The sequence below is a fragment of the Cellvibrio sp. UBA7671 genome, from assembly GCA_002483145.1.
GTDB classification, from domain to species: Bacteria; Pseudomonadota; Gammaproteobacteria; order Pseudomonadales; family Cellvibrionaceae; genus Cellvibrio; species Cellvibrio fibrivorans.
This window is the reverse complement of sequence record DLHJ01000014.1, coordinates 733,570-751,378: the sequence shown is the minus strand read 5'-3', so window position 1 is coordinate 751,378 and position 17,809 is coordinate 733,570. Positions and strand designations below refer to the sequence as shown.

Below are 17,809 nucleotides of genomic sequence, written 5' to 3'. Positions count from 1 at the left end.
ATGGCCCATTATAACTTCTTCGTCTCACATTTGCCCCATTCACAGGTGATGATGTCCACGGCTTTTTCACCACAGAAATTGGCATAAGCTTCCTTCGGCCATTGATTGGCAATGCTCAGTGTATAAGCGGCGGTGCAGCTGGATTCATGCGCTTTGGCAATGGTGAAATAAGTTGCACCTTGAGATGCGCCTGATAGTCCGCCAGCAAGTTGTGGTGCATCGGCAATATTGAGGTCGAGCGGTACATGGGTAAGCAGCTCGGCCTGGTAGGGCGCGATCAGTGGATCATTTGCCAATGGGAGTTTGTTGCCGTTGATTTGCGCCAGGCGAAATTGGCAGGTTTTTTGTTTATTGACCGGGCTGCGTTGCGCTAACGCTAATTCATTGGTTGCACGGTTGCGCGCATCCATCACAAGGCGAATAGTGACAGGCGCTAGTGTTTTGCCATCATAAGTAAATGTATTGTTGGCTTGCTGTTGGCTGTAATAGCTATCGGCGGCAGCGACCAAATTTGCGTTTGTGTTTATCCAATTTTGTTGAATGTCGATTGCATCCAGCTCGGTATCGCCCCCCAAGGCTGCGCAGCTGGAAAACAGTGTAGAAAAATAAACTGTTTCGCTCAGTACACGGGTTGCTGCTTTTTCAATGCTGGTGGCATCCGGGATTGTGGGGGGGGTTGCGCAGCCACTCATGAATACAGCACTCAATGCTGCAAGGTAAAAATAGTGTGCGTTGATCATTATTATTTCCTGGTAAACGATAAGTTGTGTGATGGATTGCTACTGCAAAGGCAATTGGATAATAAAATTGCTGCCTTTGCCGGGCGCAGTTTTTACATCAATCGTTCCCTGGTGGCGCTCGGTGATAATGAAATAAGAAACAGATAACCCCAAGCCTGTTCCTGAACCCAATTCCTTGGTGGTAAAAAAGGGTTCAAAGATGTGTTGGCGAATAGTATCGGCCATGCCGGGGCCGTTGTCCTGAACCTCGATCACAAGATGGTGGTTTTGTGGATAGGTCCTAATCCAAATACAAGGTTGTTCTATCGCGCTGCTTGCGAGCGCTTGTTTTGCATTGCGCAACAGATTTAGCAATACCTGCTGCAGTTCGGGGGCAGAAGCATGCAGGGGCGGCATTGGGTCGGCAAATTCAGTGATGATCTGCAATGCATGCTCACTTTGCGGCTTGGGGTAGCTACTGCGGTTCAGTGCGATAGTTTGTTCGATGAGATGTTTGATATCGACCAAGCTGGTTTTACGCTGTGAATTGTGGGAAAACTCCAGCATATTGCGCACGATAGTGGCGGAGCGTTCGCCCGCTTCGCGAATGGAGTCTAGCATCTGGGGAATTTCGCGTGCGTGTAGATAGGTATTTACTTGCGGAAAATCAATTCCTAATTCCGTTGCGCGAGTTTGATTGACGGGAAAGTTGGCGTCTGTTCGACGTGCAATATTTTGCACGTTTTGCAAAATCACACTGAGTGGATTATTGATTTCGTGTGCGATGCCTGCTGCTACCTCGCCCAGTGAATACATTTTCTCATTTTGTATCATCAGGTTTTCAATGGTGACTTTCAGGGTCACATCGTCCACACGAATAACGGCGCCTTGTTGGGTGCTGGAAATTAATGGATAAATGGTAATTTCAAAGTAACGTTTTTTTTCGTCTTCATCGTTCTGTGTGTGTTGTATTGAGTGAGGCTCTCCGCTGCGGATGGAATTTTTTATTGCGTTAAGTGTGACGGGGAAGAGCGGTAACAAATCCATTATTTTTCGGTCGAGCGCTTCATTGGAAAAAATTTCAAAGGTGTTTTCGGCAGCTGCGTTCCAATGGGTTACATCACCATTTGCGGTTACACCAATAATAATCGACGGCATGGAGTTGATCATGCTTTGTAAATAAAGTTTAGTCTCGCGCAATTGGCGTCCGGTCTGCTCGTGCCGCGCGACTTCATCGATCAATAGGTTATTGGTGGTGTAGAGGCTTTCCGTGCGTTCGCGAATTTTTTCTTCCAGTGCTTTTTGCGATTCTTTTAATGCTTTGCGCGCTCGCTTATTGCTCAGGCGGCTGCGCTGTAAGCCAATAATTAATAATGTTTGTAGTACGAGCAGCAATATCACCACTATGCCCATCCAGGGGCTGGAATCGCTGTGGGAGAAACTGGTGATGAACGGGTCTGCGGTCATAAGGTATGTGTGGGTTTTGGATTGGGGTATCGATAATCTACTCTTTGCTTTTGATTAATTCGACTTGAATTCTGTACAGAACCTTCAATTTGTGTGTTCCTGAATCTTTTTTGCTGCATTTTTATCCGCCATTGATGAGCTTTTAAGCGAATCTGAAAAAGTTTAAATGTTTAGCTAAAAAATGTTTGACAGCCCAGCCAGATTCGATAGAATGCGCACCTCTCAACGAGGGGCGGTTAGCTCAGTTGGTAGAGCAATGCCCTTACAAGGCATGGGTCACAAGTTCGAGTCTTGTACCGCCCACCACATTTTTACGCTCTCATGAACAAGGGCAATAAAGTAAAAATGCAGGTGTTGAGAAATATGCGGACCGGTAGTTCAGTCGGTTAGAATGCCGGCCTGTCACGCCGGAGGTCGCGGGTTCGAGTCCCGTCCGGTCCGCCACTATTCAAGAAACCCGCACTTGTTGCGGGTTTTTTATTGCCTGATGTAACCGCCTGCCATTAGTCCTGCCTGTTTCCCGCTCAAATGCTATTCCCTCATACTTTTGGTTATTAGCTAATAAATATTGGGTATACATAAAATTGTCATCTTCAATTGGTAATTTGGGCTTTGAGGAGTAAAGTCCGTGAACAGTTAGGTTGTTTGGCTGTCTCTGATCAGGCTGTACGCCTCATCGTAAAATCATTCCCTTAAAGGAGTAATAAACAATGCAAGACTATATAGAAGACCTGTTGGATGTTCAGTACGACGACTCTGACGATGAAATGACTGAGGATTACTCAGATATCTAACCCGGGCTGCTGCAGCATTTTGCTGCAAGGCTCGCGGTAATTTCCTCTCACAAGACTGCTTTCTGTTTACCCCGTTTCCTCATAACTCTTTTCCTGCTTCCTTCAGATCCCTATAACCAGTGGTTTTTGATGACATCAAACTTAACGGTAATTTACGTCGAGTAGGCCGCAAATCTGGCTAAAAGTCGCTATTGCGGGTGGTTGTTCACGTTTTCGTGGTAGTTGGTTTTCTATACTGCAAGAACTTCCCCGGTAATAACCCGCTTGGTTTGAGACGATTGCCTATGCCCAATTCTCCCGCAGAGCAACTCGAAGCGGTCTTTCTGTTTCAGGAAGAGCAGATTTCCCGTGAGTTACTCTATCCCGAATTTGAAGCCATCCTGGATGGTTTTATCCCGGTTCCTGATTTTGCCAATGCTTCAGCTAAAGCCGTCTATGTGCAGATTGATCATTCTCTGTGTGTTACAGGTGCGGTCTTTTTTTTGTTGGGTTTTGATGCAAAGGGGATGGTTGACCGTCGCTGGAACGTGCCACTACGCCAGTTGATCGAAACAGCCGGTTCTGGACCGGATATGGGCGCAGGTGCTATCCGTTTGGCGTGTTACAGCCAGTGCTCCATAGCATGGCACCAAAAAAGCTTGTGGGACCCGCTAATGCAGCGAGGCAATAATAGTTTTGTTGCTATGCGCAAAGCGGTAAAGGCGAATCGCCTGGGGTTGATTGTTAAGCCCACTCCTGTGGAGGAGCCAAAACCTGCTGTAGCTGTACAGGCGGTGAGGTCTGCGAAGGAGGCAGAGCGCGAGCAAGTGGCATTGGAGCAGAAACTCCACGATCACTATGCACAAGAGCTGCGCGACAAAATGGCAATGCTGATTAAAGAACAGCGCCTGCGCATTGCTACCATAATGAATCAGCACCAAGCCAAGTTTCATGCCGTTCAGCATGAGCATCAACAGCGGTTGCTGGCCTATCAACAAAAGCATCAGCAGTTTGAACAGCAAAACAAAGAGCTGACTGAGCGCAACCGCAATCTCAAAGATACCCTGGACGTACAGGCGACCAAAATTGAGGGGATGCGCGAATATTTTGCGCATAAGCTCAAAGCGGCGCAGCAGGATGAATCCAGCCAAGTGCAGGTACTGCAAGAAAATTTTGCGTTGGAGTTGGACGCCAAAATTCGCGCTGCTACTGCTGAGCTGCGCGAAATGTTGGATATGCGCGAGGTGGAACTGTTTTATCGCCATCAAAATGAGAGCGCATTGAAAGACGAGATTGTGAACCTCAAGCGAGAAAATCAGCAGCTGTTGAAAAACAGCGGTGATCAATTGCTGGGGCGCTTGACTAAGGCAGGTGTCAATTTGGTTGTCTTCTTGCCGGGGCTGGGGGAAATAGCGATTGCCTTGGATGATATTGGCCGCTATCTCGAAGATCCACAAGCTTATGCCGCGGACAAGGCTGGTGTGAGTGAAGTGATCTACCTCGCGTGGCTTGAGCACCATAAATCGCCATGCTGCAACGCAGTTGATCCTCGTGGCAAGCTGTGCGGTAGAAGCATCCCTGCGCTTGAAACTCCGTTAGAATTCCACCCTGGCGAGAGCGACCGCTGTGCGCAGCATCAAGCGGTGGCTTATTCATTGGTGGCGGAACGACGTTGAAGGTTAGATATAGTGTTGATCGGTTCGGCGGATGAATTACTGGATATCGCCCGAAAAGTTCCTGTGCAACGACTCGAGCATAAGGTATTTACTGATGCAGGGATTGAAGTTTTGGTGCGTAGGGACGATTTGATTGATCCAAATTTATCAGGCAACAAGTTTTACAAATTATTTTTTAATCTGCGTGCTGCGCGTGAGCAAGGATTTTCCCGCCTGTTAAGTTTTGGTGGCGCTTATTCCAATCATTTGCACGCGCTGGCGGCAGCCGGAAATCGCTATGGTTTCAACACATTTGGTGTGGTGCGTGGCGAGCGACCTGCACAACTAAGTCCGATGCTCAGTGATGCTGAAGCTTGGGGGATGCAGCTGGTTTTTATCAGCCGTACGGATTACCAGCATAAAAGTGAGCCGGAATTGCTTGCTGAATTGCAGTCCCGCTATGGCGAGTTTTATCTTATCCCGGAAGGGGGCGCCAATCTGGCGGGCGCGCGTGGTATGCAGTTGCTGGGGCAGGCGCTAGAGCAGCAGTTGAAAGGTGACTATACTGCGGTATGCATGGCCTGCGGAACCGGGACCAGTGTGGCAGGTTTGGCGGCAGGAGTTGATAGGACCAAACTGGCGCTGGGCTTTTCAGTTTTAAAAGGTGAGGGTGGTTTGGGTGATGCAATATCCACTACTTATCGCCAGATTTGTAAATCTGGTGTCGATGCTAACTGGCGTTTGATTACCGGCTTTCATGCGGGTGGTTATGGAAAAAAACACCCTGAATACCTGACACAATTTTGGCAAGATTTTGAGCGCAGTAGCGGTATACCACTTGATCCTGTCTATACCCTAAAACTGTTTTGGGGAATGAATTCCCTCGCGCAACAGGGGTATTGGCCTCGTGGCTCGCGAATTGTTGCAATACATTCTGGCGGGCTCCAGGGGCGACGGGGTTTTATTTGCCCGTAATGGTTTGTAATAGCCGTAATGAATTCTGCACTGGATAGTGTTGTGTGATTGAAAAGTTGTGTGAATACGTTGTCTTAAGTTGTCGCTGTCATCTTGAAGGATGTTGTTATGCAAGCTCAGAAAACTACCTCATCTCCAACGACGACCCAGGTGCCGCCGGTTGAATTCGATCTGAATTTAACGCGCACACTGGTGCCGTTAAAAGATATGAGCGAAAGCCATTTGCTCGCATTGTTGGATGATGCTGTGGTTGAGACGGTCTGCGCAGGACAAACTTTGTTTACCGCCGGCAACTACGACGCACAGCATGTATATCTACTGCATGGTGATGTTTCTTTGGCCGCTGAAGATGGCACCTGCTCCCGAATTAAAGGTCGGTCTTCGCTTTTTCCCATTGCACATCAGCAACCCCGTCAGTTTACGGCGGTAGCCGAAACAGATTGTAGTGTGTTGCGCATCGACAGCGAACGTCTGGATAAAATGCTGACCTGGAGCCAGGTGGCGGATTATCTACAGTTAATTATTTCGCGTGAGCGCGATCTGGATGAAGACGTTGATTGGATGATGATTGTTTTAAAATCCAATTTGTTTTTCAAAGTTCCGCCACTCAATGTCGAGCAAATTTTTTCGCGTCTCACCCCGCAAGTCGTCTATGCCGGTGATGTGATTATTCGTCAGGGTGAAATGGGTGACCAATGTTATTTCATTAAAGAGGGTGAGGCTGACGTAACTCGCCACAGTGATAATAAGCGGCAGCACCTTGCAACGATCAGTGTCGGCCGCTGTTTTGGCGAAGATGCCCTTGTAAATGAAACCGTGCGCAACGCCACTGTGATGATGCGTACCGATGGTGTACTGATGCGCTTGGACAAACAGGATTTTTATCGTCTGCTGAAAGAGCCGAGTGTTGCCACTCTGGCATTGAGTGAGTTGGAAGCTCATATCGCCAAAGGCATTGTGGCGGTAGATGTGCGCAGTGAAGAAGAATATAGCGAAATGCATTTGCCGCAAGCGGTAAATATTCCCTTGAATATTCTAGCGATAAAGTCGCGTTTGCTTGCTAAAGATAATCTCTATATTTTTTATTGCGATTCCGGTCGCCGCAGCCGCGCTGCTGCACATTTATTGGCGCAGCACGGTTATAACACATTGGCGTTGGAAAATTGTCCGCAATTGTTTACCCCTGCGGGGGTGCAACAGTTTTTGAAGGACACCAACAATTATGTATTGCGCGATGGGGTGGCAGTGCTCGGGCAGAGGTAACCTTACGCGATTGATTGGGGTTGTGGCCAGTTGTCTGGTACGACAAAACCGCGCCAGGCTTCGCTCCAAAAGTTATCCGTACAATCCGCTTTTTTCAAGGCCGCTAACAATAGCGGCCTTTTCATTTCACCAATCTGCTTTTGTAGTTGCTTTATTAAATCGACCCCTTGTACCAATTCATTTTTGTCATTGACATGTGCGGGCGATAACCAGCGCTTGCGTTCGAAAATAATCCATTGCATATCGGCATGTTCCGGCAGGTATTGCAAAAAATCCTGCAGATGCCACCAGTATCCGTGGCCGTGATTTTCGTTGCTAAAAGCGGGGCTGTATTTCGTCGGTACAGGTGAAAATAAATAACCCTGCAAACACAGGCCGGTTTTCCATTCGGTTGCTTCCGGATACAAGGTTTGCAATTGTGTTCTTGCCTCTGCAGTTCGGTGCAACGGCAATTGGTGCTTGTGCAAATGCGACAGTTTTAAATCCAGTCGGTCATGGCTGGCGGGGCCAATCCAATGATGCCATTCGCGCGCTTCATCGGGATTGCTGGTGTTGCATAAATAAAATTTTACAGCTGTTTCTATGTGCCAATATTCGTTGCCGCGACGACACAAAAAATCAAAAGCACCGAGCGTGATTCCCTTGCGCTCTATCTGCAAATTGTGATTCAGTAATTCCCAATCGGACTGTTGCGAAAAATAAAAGCGCCAAAGTGTTTCGTAATAAATACCCAGTCTTGTACTTTTGACTTTTGCAATTTGCTCGATAAGTTCATTCGGCTGTTGATCCAGTGCGATCAACCACGGCCACAGTCGATCATTACCGATTGGCAGCATAGTAGCACCTGATTCTGGCAATTCCTGCATCATGGGCGCACTAAAACAGCACCATGCAAGGTCGCGTACGGCTTGGTGCTGCAGTTTGTGTACACGCTGATTAAACGATTCGTTTTTCGTTTCTGGCATAAAATGAAGTCTTGGTTGATCTGCAGGCTATAATAGCTTACAAACCTGATTACTATTCGCACATTTTCATAACCGCTCACTCAGTGAATTTCTATGACTCATTTTTCAACCATTGGCTTGATTGGCCATCTCAACAACGAGCGCGCGGTCTATTCCATCAAGCGATTGATTCGTTTTTTGCAGCAGCGCAAAAAGGCGTTTGTGCTTGAAGCCGAGACGGCTGCGCTAATCACTGATGCAAGTATGGTGTCTTCTGCACAACAAATCATGGATATGGAGGCGCTCGGCCAAGTCTGTGATCTGGTGATTGTGGTGGGGGGCGATGGCAGTTTGCTGCGCGGTGCCCGCGCGCTTGCCAAATACGGTGTACCGCTGTTGGGCGTGAATCGCGGGCGGTTGGGCTTTCTGACCGATATCACGCCAGAAGATATTGAAGACAAAGTTGATGAAGTCTTATCGGGCAAATTTAAATCCGAACAGCGTTTCCTGCTGGATATGGAGGTCAAGCGGCAGGGACAAGTGATCGCCACAGCGGATGCCTTGAATGATGTGGTGCTACACCCAGGTCAATTTATCCATATGCTGCAATTTGAAATATCTGTCGATGGCGTATTCGTTACCAGTCAGCGCTCCGACGGGGTGATAGTGTCCACACCGACTGGCTCTACGGCCTACTCGCTCAGCGGCGGTGGCCCGATCCTGCACCCGGCGCTCGACGCCATAGTGGTCGTGCCAATGAACCCGCACACACTCAGCAGCCGCCCGATTGTGGTGGCAGGGGATAGTGCGATCAGCATTATGGTTGGTGAGCACAATCGCGCTGAACCTATGGTTACCTGCGACGGCCATTCCCATGTGGATGTGCAAACGGGCGATGAAATTTGTATCCGCAAAAAGCCGCAGCTGCTCGAATTGCTGCATCCACTTGATTACAACTTCTATGAACGCTGCCGTTCCAAGCTGGGCTGGGGCGGTCATTTACTGAAGGAATAATATGACTGAAACCGCGCCGAACCAATCTTACTATCCGCCGGTGATGGGAACGGCGAATGGTTATGATTTGATTGGCGATGTGCACGGTTGCGCCCAGTCGCTTGAGCGCTTGTTGCAGTTGCTGGGCTATCAAAAAATTTCCGGTACCTATCGTCACCCACAGCAGCGGCAGGTGATTTTCCTCGGTGATATTGTCGATCGCGGCCCGCGTATCCGCGAAGCCCTGCATCTGGTGCGCGACATGGTGGAGCAGGGCAGTGCCCAGATGATTTTGGGTAATCACGAATTTAATGCGATTACCTATTCCACGCCTGCTGGTATCGCCGGCGAATATTTGCGCCCTCACACGCCTGCGAATGCCCGCCAAATCAGCGAGACACTTGAACAATTTGCTCATCACCCGCAGGAGTGGCAGGCGTTTTTGCGCTGGTTTGTCGAGCTGCCGCTGTTTCTGGAAATCCAGCATCCGCAGACCCGACAAGTATTTCGTGCGGTACACGCCTGTTGGGATCAACAGCTGATCGACTTACATCGGGCCACCTATGGCGATGGCCATATCGATTGGTTGTTCATCAATCGTTCTGCCCAAAAGGGCAGTTTGGAAGCCAGAACCAAGCAGCGTCTGACGGGGGGTGTGGATTTGCCCTTACCCGAGGGCGAAACCATGGTATCGTCAGATGGTTATGTGCGCCGCGCGTTTCGTACCAAATTTTGGGGGCACACGGCGCGCACCTATGGGCAGTTGTTGTTCCAACCAGATCCAATCCCGGAACATATCGCCAAGGCAGAAATTTCCCCTGATCACCGTTCACAAATGGTGTACTACGATAAATCCCAACCGCCGCTATTTATTGGCCACTACTGGCTCAAAGGCCAGCCGCGCCCACTTGCACCGAACCTTGCTTGCCTCGACTACAGTGCGGTTAAATTCGGGCGATTGGTGGCGTACCGCATGGATGGTGAGGCACAATTGCAGCCTGACAAATTTGTGTGGGTCTATGTTGATCCGTAAGTGTCGAACCAAACCGATGGTATTGATCCCCAATCATTTACGCTCGTATCTGTTACTACTCACCTCTACACCGGAACCCATCATTGAACTGGATTGCTGTTAAATATTTTCCGCTTGATCAGGATTTAAGTGAGCTCAGTGGCTATTTGCGCGAGCGCGGATTGCAGCACCGCATAGCTGAAGAGAATGGCCAGCAATGTTTGTCTGTCATGGATGCTGAGGTGATTCCAGCTTTACAGGAATTCCTTGATCAATATTTGCAGGGGCAGGTGGAATTGCACCCGGCAGCAACTGCCGATACGCAACCTGTAGGTAATGGACCAACGTTGTTGACGCAGGCGGCACAAGTGCCGGTTGTTGTTTGCCTGATTATTCTCAGTGGTTTGGGCGCATTGCTGATTGAAAGTAATCTGGCTAAATCCTGGGTTCACTATTTTACGTTTCAGGATTTTGCCGGAAATACGTATATACCATTAAGCGATTCGTTGGCGCGCGGTGAAATCTGGCGGTTGCTCACCCCTGCTTTTTTACACTTTGGTATTTTTCATGTGTTGTTTAATAGTTTATGGATGTGGGATTTAGGCCGGCGCCTGGAATTTTTCCTGGGTAGATGGAACTTCTTGTTATTTTTCGTGATCACTGCTGTCGCTTCCAATGTTGTGCAATATGTTTGGAGTGGCAGCGCTAATTTTGGCGGAATGTCCGGTGTGGTTTATGCGCTGTTAGGTTTTATCGCCGTGCGCCAACGTTTGGCTCCTCACCCGCTTGTCACAGTGCCTCCCGCACTCATTGGTTTCATGCTCTTCTGGCTGGTGTTATGTATGACCGGAGCTGTGGATTATTTTATTTCAGGATCCGTCGCCAATGCAGCACATGTGGGCGGCTTGGTTGCCGGTGCTATTTATGCATTTGCGACACGAAATCGTTATCGACGTTAACAGTTTAATGTCATCGTAATTGAGTGAGAGATTTATGGATTTACAACAATTGCTTTCCAGCCTTACGCCGGAAATTTACCAGAATTTAAAACGCGCTGTTGAATTGGGTAAATGGCCTGATGGTAACCGGTTGTCAGCCGAGCAGCGCCAGTTGTGCATGCAAGCGGTTATTGCTTATGAACACAAAAATCTGCCCCCCGAACAACACACTGGTTATATCCCGCCTGAACCACACACCTATTGTGGTGATGACGATCATGAGCACGACCATGAGCCACAAGATAAACCGATCAAGTGGGTTGAATAAATTTTAAGGATTTCGCCATGACTGCCGTTGAACAATCACTGCCTGCCAAAGAACAGCAACCAAAAACCATTTACCTAAAAGATTACCAGGTTCCCGGCTACCTCATCAAAACGACTGATTTGCGGTTTGAAATCTATGAGGGTGAAACTATTGTGAGTGCGATGCTGCATTTGTATCGCAACCCTGCCGCATCTACACCTGCAACACAATTGACCTTGCATGGCGCTGATCTGGAATTGATTTCTATCGCTCTGGATGGAAAAGTTCTTACAGGCAGTGATTACGAATTTGGCGAAGAAAGTCTAACCATTTTCAATACGCCGGCTGAATTCAAGCTGCTTAGTATTACCAAAATCAAGCCTGAATCGAATACATCGCTGGAGGGTTTGTATCGCTCGCGCACTATGTATTGCACCCAGTGTGAAGCTGAAGGTTTCCGCAAGATTACCTATTATCTGGATCGCCCGGATGTGATGAGCGAATTCACAACCACCGTTGTGGCCGATAAAAAATACCCAGTACTTTTGTCCAACGGTAATTTAATTGACCAGGGTGATGCAGAGAATAATCGCCACTATGCAACCTGGCATGATCCGTTTAAAAAACCGGCTTATTTGTTCGCGTTGGTTGCAGGCGATCTTGCGCACATTGAAGATAAATTTACGACCTGTTCCAAGCGCGAAGTCACGTTGAAAATTTTTGTTGAGCCAAAGGATTTGGATAAATGCGACCACGCTATGACCTCGCTCAAAAATTCCCTGCGTTGGGATGAAGAAGTCTATGGTCGCGAATACGATCTCAATATTTTTATGATTGTGGCGGTCGATGATTTCAATATGGGAGCCATGGAAAATAAAGGCCTCAATATTTTTAATACCTCCTGTGTGCTGGCAAAACCGGAAACGACTACCGACGGTGGTTTTCAACGTGTTGAAGGCGTAGTGGCACACGAGTATTTCCACAATTGGAGCGGCAATCGTGTCACCTGTCGCGATTGGTTCCAGTTGAGTTTAAAAGAAGGTTTTACGGTTTATCGCGATTCGGAATTTTCGGCCGATATGGGCTCGCGCACCGTAAAGCGCGTTGAAGATGTAACCCTGTTACGCACCTTGCAGTTTGCGGAAGATGCCGGCCCTATGGCGCATCCGATTCGTCCGGAATCCTATATTGAAATTTCCAATTTCTACACCATGACGATCTACGAAAAAGGTGCAGAAATAATTCGTATGTTGGCGACTTTGCTCGGCAAAGAAAATTTCCGCAAAGGCACTGATTTATATTTTGAACGTCACGATGGACAAGCGGTGACGACTGAAGATTTTGTCGCAGCACTTTCCGATGCATCGGGACGGGACCTCACCCAATTTAAACGTTGGTATTCTCAAGCAGGCACACCGCGTTTACAGGTTAGTGATCATTACGATGAAGATGCACAGGAGTATTCACTCACTATTAAACAATCCTGCCCACCAACACCTGAGTGCCAGCAAAAACTCCCTTTCCATATTCCTGTTGCAATAGGTTTGTTAGGTAGTGCAGGGGATTTACCGCTGTATTTAAAGGATGCAGAACCTGATTTTGAAACTGGCGATAACACTCATAAAGTGTTGGAGTTAACAGCGGCAGAGCAAACTTTCGTATTCCAACGCGTACAAGAAAAACCGGTGCCCAGTTTATTGCGTGGTTTTTCTGCGCCGGTGAAGTTGCATTACGACTACAGTCGAGATGATTTGATTGTGCTCATGAGCCGCGATAGCGATGGTTTTAATCGTTGGGAAGCGAGCCAGCAATTGGGCTTGCAAGCTATTCATCGTGCGATGGAGGCGTATCAGCGCGGTGAGGACTTTGCTGCATTGCAGCTCGATGTAGATTTGGTTGCCGCTTACCGCAGTGTGCTGCAAGACGATAGCCTCGATAAAGCGATGGTAGCTTATATGCTCAGCCTGCCATCTGAAGCCTATCTCAGTGAATTGGCCGATCTTGTCGATGTAGAGGCAATTCATTACAGCCGCACTGCAATCCGTAAAATGATTGCGCGCGAATTGCGCGATGATTTTGCCCGTATTTACCGGGCGTATGATCACGCACAGCCCTATGCAGCAACTGCCGATGCTATTGCCGCACGAAGTTTGAAAAATGTCGCATTGGGCTATTTAATGGTGTTGGTTGACGAGACAGTGGTTCGCGCCTGCGAGCAGCAATACCGCGCTGCCAATAATATGACCGACGTGATAGCCGCCTTGACCCAGTTGGTGAACGCAGAGGCTCCTTTAGCACAGCAGCTGGCAGAAGTGGCGCTCGCTGATTTTTATCAGCGCTGGCAGCACGAATCGCTGGTGGTCAATCAGTGGATCAGCGTACAAGCAACCTGCGTATTGCCCAATACCCTGGCTAAAGTAAAAACACTGCAAACCCATGCCGCTTATGATGGAAAAAATCCCAATAAAATTCGCGCACTGGTTGCCAGTTTTTGCAATGGCAATGCGATTAATTTTCATGCCGATGCAGGTGCCGGGTATCAGTTTCTGGCCGACCAAATCATTGTGCTGAATACACAAAACCCGCAAATTGCTTCACGCTTGTTAACACCTCTCACTAAATGGAAAAAATACAGTCCTGATCGGCAGCGCTTGATGAAAACCGAATTGGAAAGAATTATGGCTACACCAGGTCTTTCCAAAGATGTGTTTGAAGTGGTGAGCAAAAGTTTGGTGTAAGTGAAATCTTATAATTAAAACAAAGAACGGGCATCGCGCAAGTGATGCCCGTTTTTTTTGCCTGTGTCTGGCATGAATGTTGATAGATATACGTCGGATATTACCCATAAGTAAAAAACCGCAATGGGATGTGCATCTTTTTGTTGCATTGATAAGGCTGGGAAATTTCCTTGCACTGATTGAGTGCTCGTTTTTGTCTGATGCCGTTTTGTAAGGTGAGGCTGGAGGTTGCGTGATGGTGCGTTTTTTGGGGCAGGCGGTTGCCTCGGTAAAGTCCTGGGTATTATTGGTAGCTATTTTTTGTAATTTGCTCCTCGTGGCTTGCGCTATTTTTCTGGATAGCAGCAGCTTTTGGTTACTGGTGCCTCTGCTGTTAGTGGTGATTTTGATTCTAGGTGTAGTCGGTGGTGTGACTAAGGATATAGAGGGAATTAAACAGTATTTATCGGCTGTCGATAAGGATGAGCTGGTCGATTGGAATCGTTTAGTCGCTGGGCCGCTCAATAGTTTGCACGATACTTTTATCGAGGTATTCAAATCGCGGCAGAGGCGCAATGCAGAATATAAAGATGCGGTAAAGGAAATGGGCCACTCATCATTTGAACTGGCGGCGAATGCAAAAGAGGTTTCAAAAAGTGCGGCTTATCAATCCAGTGCAACGGCATCCAGCGCTGCGGCAATCACGGAAATAAGTCACAGCATTGATGACATCAGTAGTCGTATTGTGGCAGCACGCGATGCAGCAACCAAAGCCTGTGACTATAGTAAAAGCGGTGGAGGTGCTTTGGCGGGGGCTAGTAGTGAGGTCAGTGCAGTAGCTAATCTTGCGCGTGAAACGGAAGTGCGTGTTAGCCAGTTGGGAACGTCGATGCACAATGTTACGGCCATGTCACAAATTATCAGCGATATTGCAGGACAAACCAATTTGCTTGCACTCAACGCCGCGATTGAGGCTGCTCGTGCAGGTGAGCATGGGCGTGGATTTGCGGTGGTGGCAGATGAGGTGCGTGCGCTGGCAGTACGCAGCCAAGGTTCGGCCAGTGAGATTGCAACCAATATTGCGCGTGTGCAGGAGAGCATGCAGCAGGTGTTAGTAAGTATGAAAAACGTAGTAGAAAAAACAGATAAGTCATTGCAAGGTGTATTCAGTGCAGATGAATCTTTAAAGTCAATATTAACAACAACCGATGATGTTTTTGGATTGATCGATGAAATTGCCGTTGCTGCAGGTCAACAGAGTGTCGCAGCGCGTGAAATTTCAAAACATATAGAAACAGTGGCGGATTTGGCGAATCAAAATAGTTATCGCGCCGGTCAAGCTGCTGAAATTGCCGACCACTTGCATAGATTGACTCATCAATCGGAGTAGCACTATGGAAACTCCTGTTTCGCTAATGATTATTTTATTGGCTTTTCCAGTGGGTTTTTTGATGTTTCTAATGGTTTCATTGAGCCGTAAAAAACGTCAAGCGAACCTGTTGTTTACCCAAGGTATTGAATATATAAAACTGTTGCGTACTTTATTAACCTATGTGCAACAGCATCGCGGTTTAACGACTGGTTTTATTAATGGCAATCTTGGTGCAAAACCAGATATAGAAAAAATTGCTATAAAAATTAAGCGGATCATGGGCGAGCTTGATGAAGCTGGTGATTGGATACGCAGTAATGTTAAGTGGTCGAGCCTGGTAGACCACTGGACCCGCTTGGGAATAACCTATTTGCAGGGAGATGCCGATAAAAATTTCAAGCAGCACAATATTCTGATCGCCAACCTGTTGTACCTGATTGACGATGTGGCTGATGTCCACCATCTTTCAAAAATAACGGGCGATGCCATGGATACTGATTGGCGCTATCTGTTATCGATTGCCGAATATATCGGGCAGGTGCGCGCATTAGGTACGGGGGTAGCAGCGAAAGGTGAGTGTTCAAGCGTATTGCGTATCCAACTCAATCACTTGCGCAATAAAATTGCATCGAGCGTGGACTCTTCCTGGCCGGATAAATCTCGTGTGGAAATCCAGCAGCTCTTGCGCTGCATTGAAACCCAATTAATTGTTGATCATCCGAGTATCCAGGCAGGCGATTATTTTAAATTGGCGACCCGCTGCATTGAGCATGTGCTCGATCAGTTTGATCGCCAGATTGATCGTTTACAGTATTATCGCAATTAAAACCGAAGCGGGCAGAAACTGAAATCCGCAACTGCTGTTTAGTTCAGTTGCGGTCATCTGGTCTTTATTAAACTCTGTAGAGCGGCTGCAACTTATTGTTGTCGGCCGTTTTTTTATGTTTGGTTTTGCGTAGATTGGCCAGGAGTTGCAATAGTACTTCAGTGTCAGGTGCGCTGTTGTGAGCACTAAATATCGCTTCGTCCAATTTGCGCAGTTCATCTGCGAGCACTGAATCTTGTGTCTGTGCGGCGATTGCTTGCAGACTGGTAATGGATGCATTTTTCCAATACACCTGCGCCCAGTTAATCAAGGCTTTGCGCAGGCCCGTTAATTTTTTATCGGCCAGGGTACGCTTGAAATTATTCCAGGCTTCAGTTTCTTTTTGATTTAATTCGTTAAGTTCATCGCGCTCTGTTGCGTAAATGGCTGAGAGTTCACGCTTGGTTTGCCAAAAACGCAGTGCAAAAACTGCGGCAACTAATAATGCAAGTGCATTAGTGATGTATAGCCAGAGTGGCACTTTTTCCTGAATAACTGTTTGCTGCGGTTCAATCGTGCTTAAGTCGGTATTGATATCCACGCTAGTGGGTTCTTCAACTTCATTCGTCGGTGCTGCCAGTTGGGTCATATCACCAAGTCCAACAGTAAGGGAAACAGCGGGCAGGGTGGCGGTGCGGATGCTGTTCGTTTGTGTGTCCCACCAATTGAGTTTTATTTCCGGCAAGGTGAAATGCCCCGCTTTGGTGGGCACTATCGCAATGGTTTCAATACGTGAACCTTCAACACCATTGGCCGATTTTTGGTCGTCGGTTTGCGCCTGGTCATTATAAAAAGTGAGTCCATCAATGGGAGCTAATTGCAGGGGGTTAATTTGCCCTGCGGTTAGCCCATCCGCTTTAATGGTGATGCTGCGGGTAATGGGTTCACCTATTTTTAAGGAGTCGAGGCTGGTGCTCCAATGTTCGCTCATGCTGACATTGAGTGCGGGCAGCCAATCGCCTGCGTTGACTGATGCGGGGGCAGGCAGCACATTGATGCGCTGTTCATCGGTGCGTAAACGCAAAATATTGTTTTGGCTGTTGCCATAAAAACGGTCCCACAGATCGCGCTGGCCTGAATTAACTGAAACCTGGTAGAGCATGCTGGGAATAATTAATTCGCCACTTTGTTGTGGAAATACCGCATAGCGTGTTTCTACAACGGCACCCGGGCGGCCATTAATTTTGGTTTGGTATTGTTTTTCATCGATATTGACCACTAATGCATCTTTAACTTGCAGTGGTTGCAGGTCTACACCACTCAGACCCACGGTGGTATAGAGGCGCAGTGTGACAATAATTTGCTCTTGTACGTAGCTGGTATCTTTGCTGGTTTCAACTTCTACAGTGACATTGTTGTCGGTGTTTTTGGGCGATTTACTTTTGCCCTCAATCGTTATTTCAATTGCATCACTAATTGCACCATCAATGGTAAACGACGGAATCAGTAATTTACCAATTCGTTTGGGGGCCAGTGCAATTTTCCACTCGGTAGAGGCTTCCATATTGCCATTGATAATGCTCATCTGGGTGCCGCTTTGGGTATTTAAAATATCAAAGTCTTTGCGCAGCAGTTCGTAATCCGGCGTGGCATTAATTTGCTCATCATAGCGCAGGACTAGGGTAAATGTTTCCTCCAGTCCCAGCACATCCCGGTCAACGCTAGCGGTCAAGTTGCCGGCATAGACGTTGAGTCCGGTAATCATTAACAAAAAACCTGCACAGCGGCTGAGGTATTTTTGGAAATTAAATGAAGCTTGTTTCATTGTGTTGTTCCGTTAATAGTACCGTTAAGTGTTTCGTAAAAAGT

The 17,809-nt window shown here is 47.6% G+C and carries 14 protein-coding genes and 2 tRNA genes; 12 read left to right on the top strand and 4 right to left on the bottom strand.

Features of this window, described 5'->3' with window-relative positions:
- Positions 1 to 8: 8 nt before the first annotated feature.
- Positions 9 to 740 (bottom strand): hypothetical protein, encoded by a 732-nt coding sequence (locus B4E62_RS15190; RefSeq protein WP_331352629.1) that lies wholly within the window; start codon positions 738 to 740, stop codon positions 9 to 11.
- Positions 741 to 779: 39 nt separating this feature from the next.
- Positions 780 to 2,186, bottom strand: a complete 1,407-nt coding sequence (locus B4E62_RS15185; protein ID WP_331352628.1) for a two-component system sensor histidine kinase NtrB — start codon at positions 2,184 to 2,186, stop codon at positions 780 to 782.
- A 230-nt stretch (positions 2,187 to 2,416) separates the two neighbouring features.
- On the opposite strand from B4E62_RS15185, the gene B4E62_RS15180 reads away from it, so the two are divergent.
- The 5 genes from B4E62_RS15180 to B4E62_RS15160 all read left to right on the top strand — a co-directional run bounded on the left by B4E62_RS15180 (position 2,417) and on the right by B4E62_RS15160 (position 6,852).
- Positions 2,417 to 2,492 (top strand) — tRNA-Val (locus tag B4E62_RS15180).
- Between the two features lie 61 nt (positions 2,493 to 2,553).
- Positions 2,554 to 2,630 (top strand) — tRNA-Asp (locus tag B4E62_RS15175).
- 634 nt (positions 2,631 to 3,264) lie between these two features.
- Positions 3,265 to 4,635 (top strand): hypothetical protein, encoded by a 1,371-nt coding sequence (locus B4E62_RS15170; protein WP_331352627.1) that lies wholly within the window; start codon positions 3,265 to 3,267, stop codon positions 4,633 to 4,635.
- 12 nt (positions 4,636 to 4,647) lie between these two features.
- Positions 4,648 to 5,589 (top strand): 1-aminocyclopropane-1-carboxylate deaminase/D-cysteine desulfhydrase, encoded by a 942-nt coding sequence (locus B4E62_RS15165; RefSeq protein ID WP_331352626.1) that lies wholly within the window; start codon positions 4,648 to 4,650, stop codon positions 5,587 to 5,589.
- Between the two features lie 108 nt (positions 5,590 to 5,697).
- Positions 5,698 to 6,852, top strand: coding sequence for a cyclic nucleotide-binding domain-containing protein (locus B4E62_RS15160; protein WP_331352625.1), 1,155 nt, complete (start codon positions 5,698 to 5,700; stop codon positions 6,850 to 6,852).
- Positions 6,853 to 6,854: 2 nt separating this feature from the next.
- Here the strand turns inward: B4E62_RS15160 and B4E62_RS15155 are convergent, their stop codons facing one another.
- Entirely contained in the window at positions 6,855 to 7,817 is a 963-nt protein-coding gene (locus B4E62_RS15155; protein ID WP_331352624.1) for a DUF1853 family protein, read from the bottom strand.
- A gap of 93 nt (positions 7,818 to 7,910) precedes the next feature.
- Between B4E62_RS15155 and B4E62_RS15150 the strand changes: the two genes are divergently transcribed.
- From B4E62_RS15150 to B4E62_RS15120, 7 genes are all read left to right on the top strand, one after another.
- Entirely contained in the window at positions 7,911 to 8,810 is a 900-nt protein-coding gene (locus B4E62_RS15150; RefSeq protein WP_310069652.1) for an NAD(+) kinase, read from the top strand.
- 1 nt (position 8,811) lies between these two features.
- The gene (locus B4E62_RS15145) at positions 8,812 to 9,822 is read left to right on the top strand and encodes a metallophosphoesterase (RefSeq protein ID WP_310069656.1); all 1,011 of its coding nucleotides are present in this window, start codon (positions 8,812 to 8,814) and stop codon (positions 9,820 to 9,822) included.
- An 83-nt stretch (positions 9,823 to 9,905) separates the two neighbouring features.
- On the top strand, positions 9,906 to 10,760 hold the full coding sequence (locus B4E62_RS15140; protein ID WP_331352623.1) for a rhomboid family intramembrane serine protease: 855 nt from the start codon (positions 9,906 to 9,908) through the stop codon (positions 10,758 to 10,760).
- A gap of 34 nt (positions 10,761 to 10,794) precedes the next feature.
- A complete protein-coding gene (locus B4E62_RS15135; RefSeq protein WP_310069661.1) occupies positions 10,795 to 11,067 on the top strand; it encodes a YeaC family protein in 273 nt (90 codons plus the stop codon).
- Between the two features lie 17 nt (positions 11,068 to 11,084).
- Positions 11,085 to 13,784, top strand: a complete 2,700-nt coding sequence (gene pepN, locus B4E62_RS15130; protein ID WP_310069664.1) for an aminopeptidase N — start codon at positions 11,085 to 11,087, stop codon at positions 13,782 to 13,784.
- Between the two features lie 235 nt (positions 13,785 to 14,019).
- The gene (locus B4E62_RS15125; protein WP_331352686.1) at positions 14,020 to 15,153 is read left to right on the top strand and encodes a methyl-accepting chemotaxis protein; all 1,134 of its coding nucleotides are present in this window, start codon (positions 14,020 to 14,022) and stop codon (positions 15,151 to 15,153) included.
- 4 nt (positions 15,154 to 15,157) lie between these two features.
- Positions 15,158 to 15,961, top strand: a complete 804-nt coding sequence (locus B4E62_RS15120) for a nitrate- and nitrite sensing domain-containing protein (RefSeq protein ID WP_310069670.1) — start codon at positions 15,158 to 15,160, stop codon at positions 15,959 to 15,961.
- A gap of 67 nt (positions 15,962 to 16,028) precedes the next feature.
- Here the strand turns inward: B4E62_RS15120 and B4E62_RS15115 are convergent, their stop codons facing one another.
- On the bottom strand, positions 16,029 to 17,765 hold the full coding sequence (locus B4E62_RS15115) for a BatD family protein (RefSeq protein WP_331352622.1): 1,737 nt from the start codon (positions 17,763 to 17,765) through the stop codon (positions 16,029 to 16,031).
- Between the last annotated feature and the right edge of the window lie 44 nt (positions 17,766 to 17,809).

Coding starts and splice junctions, on each gene's coding strand:
- B4E62_RS15125 (WP_331352686.1), top strand. CDS start 14,020: ATGGTGCGTTTTTTGGGGCAGGCGGTTGCCTCGGTAAAGTCCTGGGTA.
- pepN (WP_310069664.1), top strand. CDS start 11,085: ATGACTGCCGTTGAACAATCACTGCCTGCCAAAGAACAGCAACCAAAA.
- B4E62_RS15115 (WP_331352622.1), bottom strand. CDS start 17,765: ATGAAACAAGCTTCATTTAATTTCCAAAAATACCTCAGCCGCTGTGCA.
- B4E62_RS15160 (WP_331352625.1), top strand. CDS start 5,698: ATGCAAGCTCAGAAAACTACCTCATCTCCAACGACGACCCAGGTGCCG.
- B4E62_RS15120 (WP_310069670.1), top strand. CDS start 15,158: ATGGAAACTCCTGTTTCGCTAATGATTATTTTATTGGCTTTTCCAGTG.
- B4E62_RS15135 (WP_310069661.1), top strand. CDS start 10,795: ATGGATTTACAACAATTGCTTTCCAGCCTTACGCCGGAAATTTACCAG.
- B4E62_RS15155 (WP_331352624.1), bottom strand. CDS start 7,817: ATGCCAGAAACGAAAAACGAATCGTTTAATCAGCGTGTACACAAACTG.
- B4E62_RS15190 (WP_331352629.1), bottom strand. CDS start 740: ATGATCAACGCACACTATTTTTACCTTGCAGCATTGAGTGCTGTATTC.
- B4E62_RS15150 (WP_310069652.1), top strand. CDS start 7,911: ATGACTCATTTTTCAACCATTGGCTTGATTGGCCATCTCAACAACGAG.
- B4E62_RS15170 (WP_331352627.1), top strand. CDS start 3,265: ATGCCCAATTCTCCCGCAGAGCAACTCGAAGCGGTCTTTCTGTTTCAG.
- B4E62_RS15145 (WP_310069656.1), top strand. CDS start 8,812: ATGACTGAAACCGCGCCGAACCAATCTTACTATCCGCCGGTGATGGGA.
- B4E62_RS15185 (WP_331352628.1), bottom strand. CDS start 2,186: ATGACCGCAGACCCGTTCATCACCAGTTTCTCCCACAGCGATTCCAGC.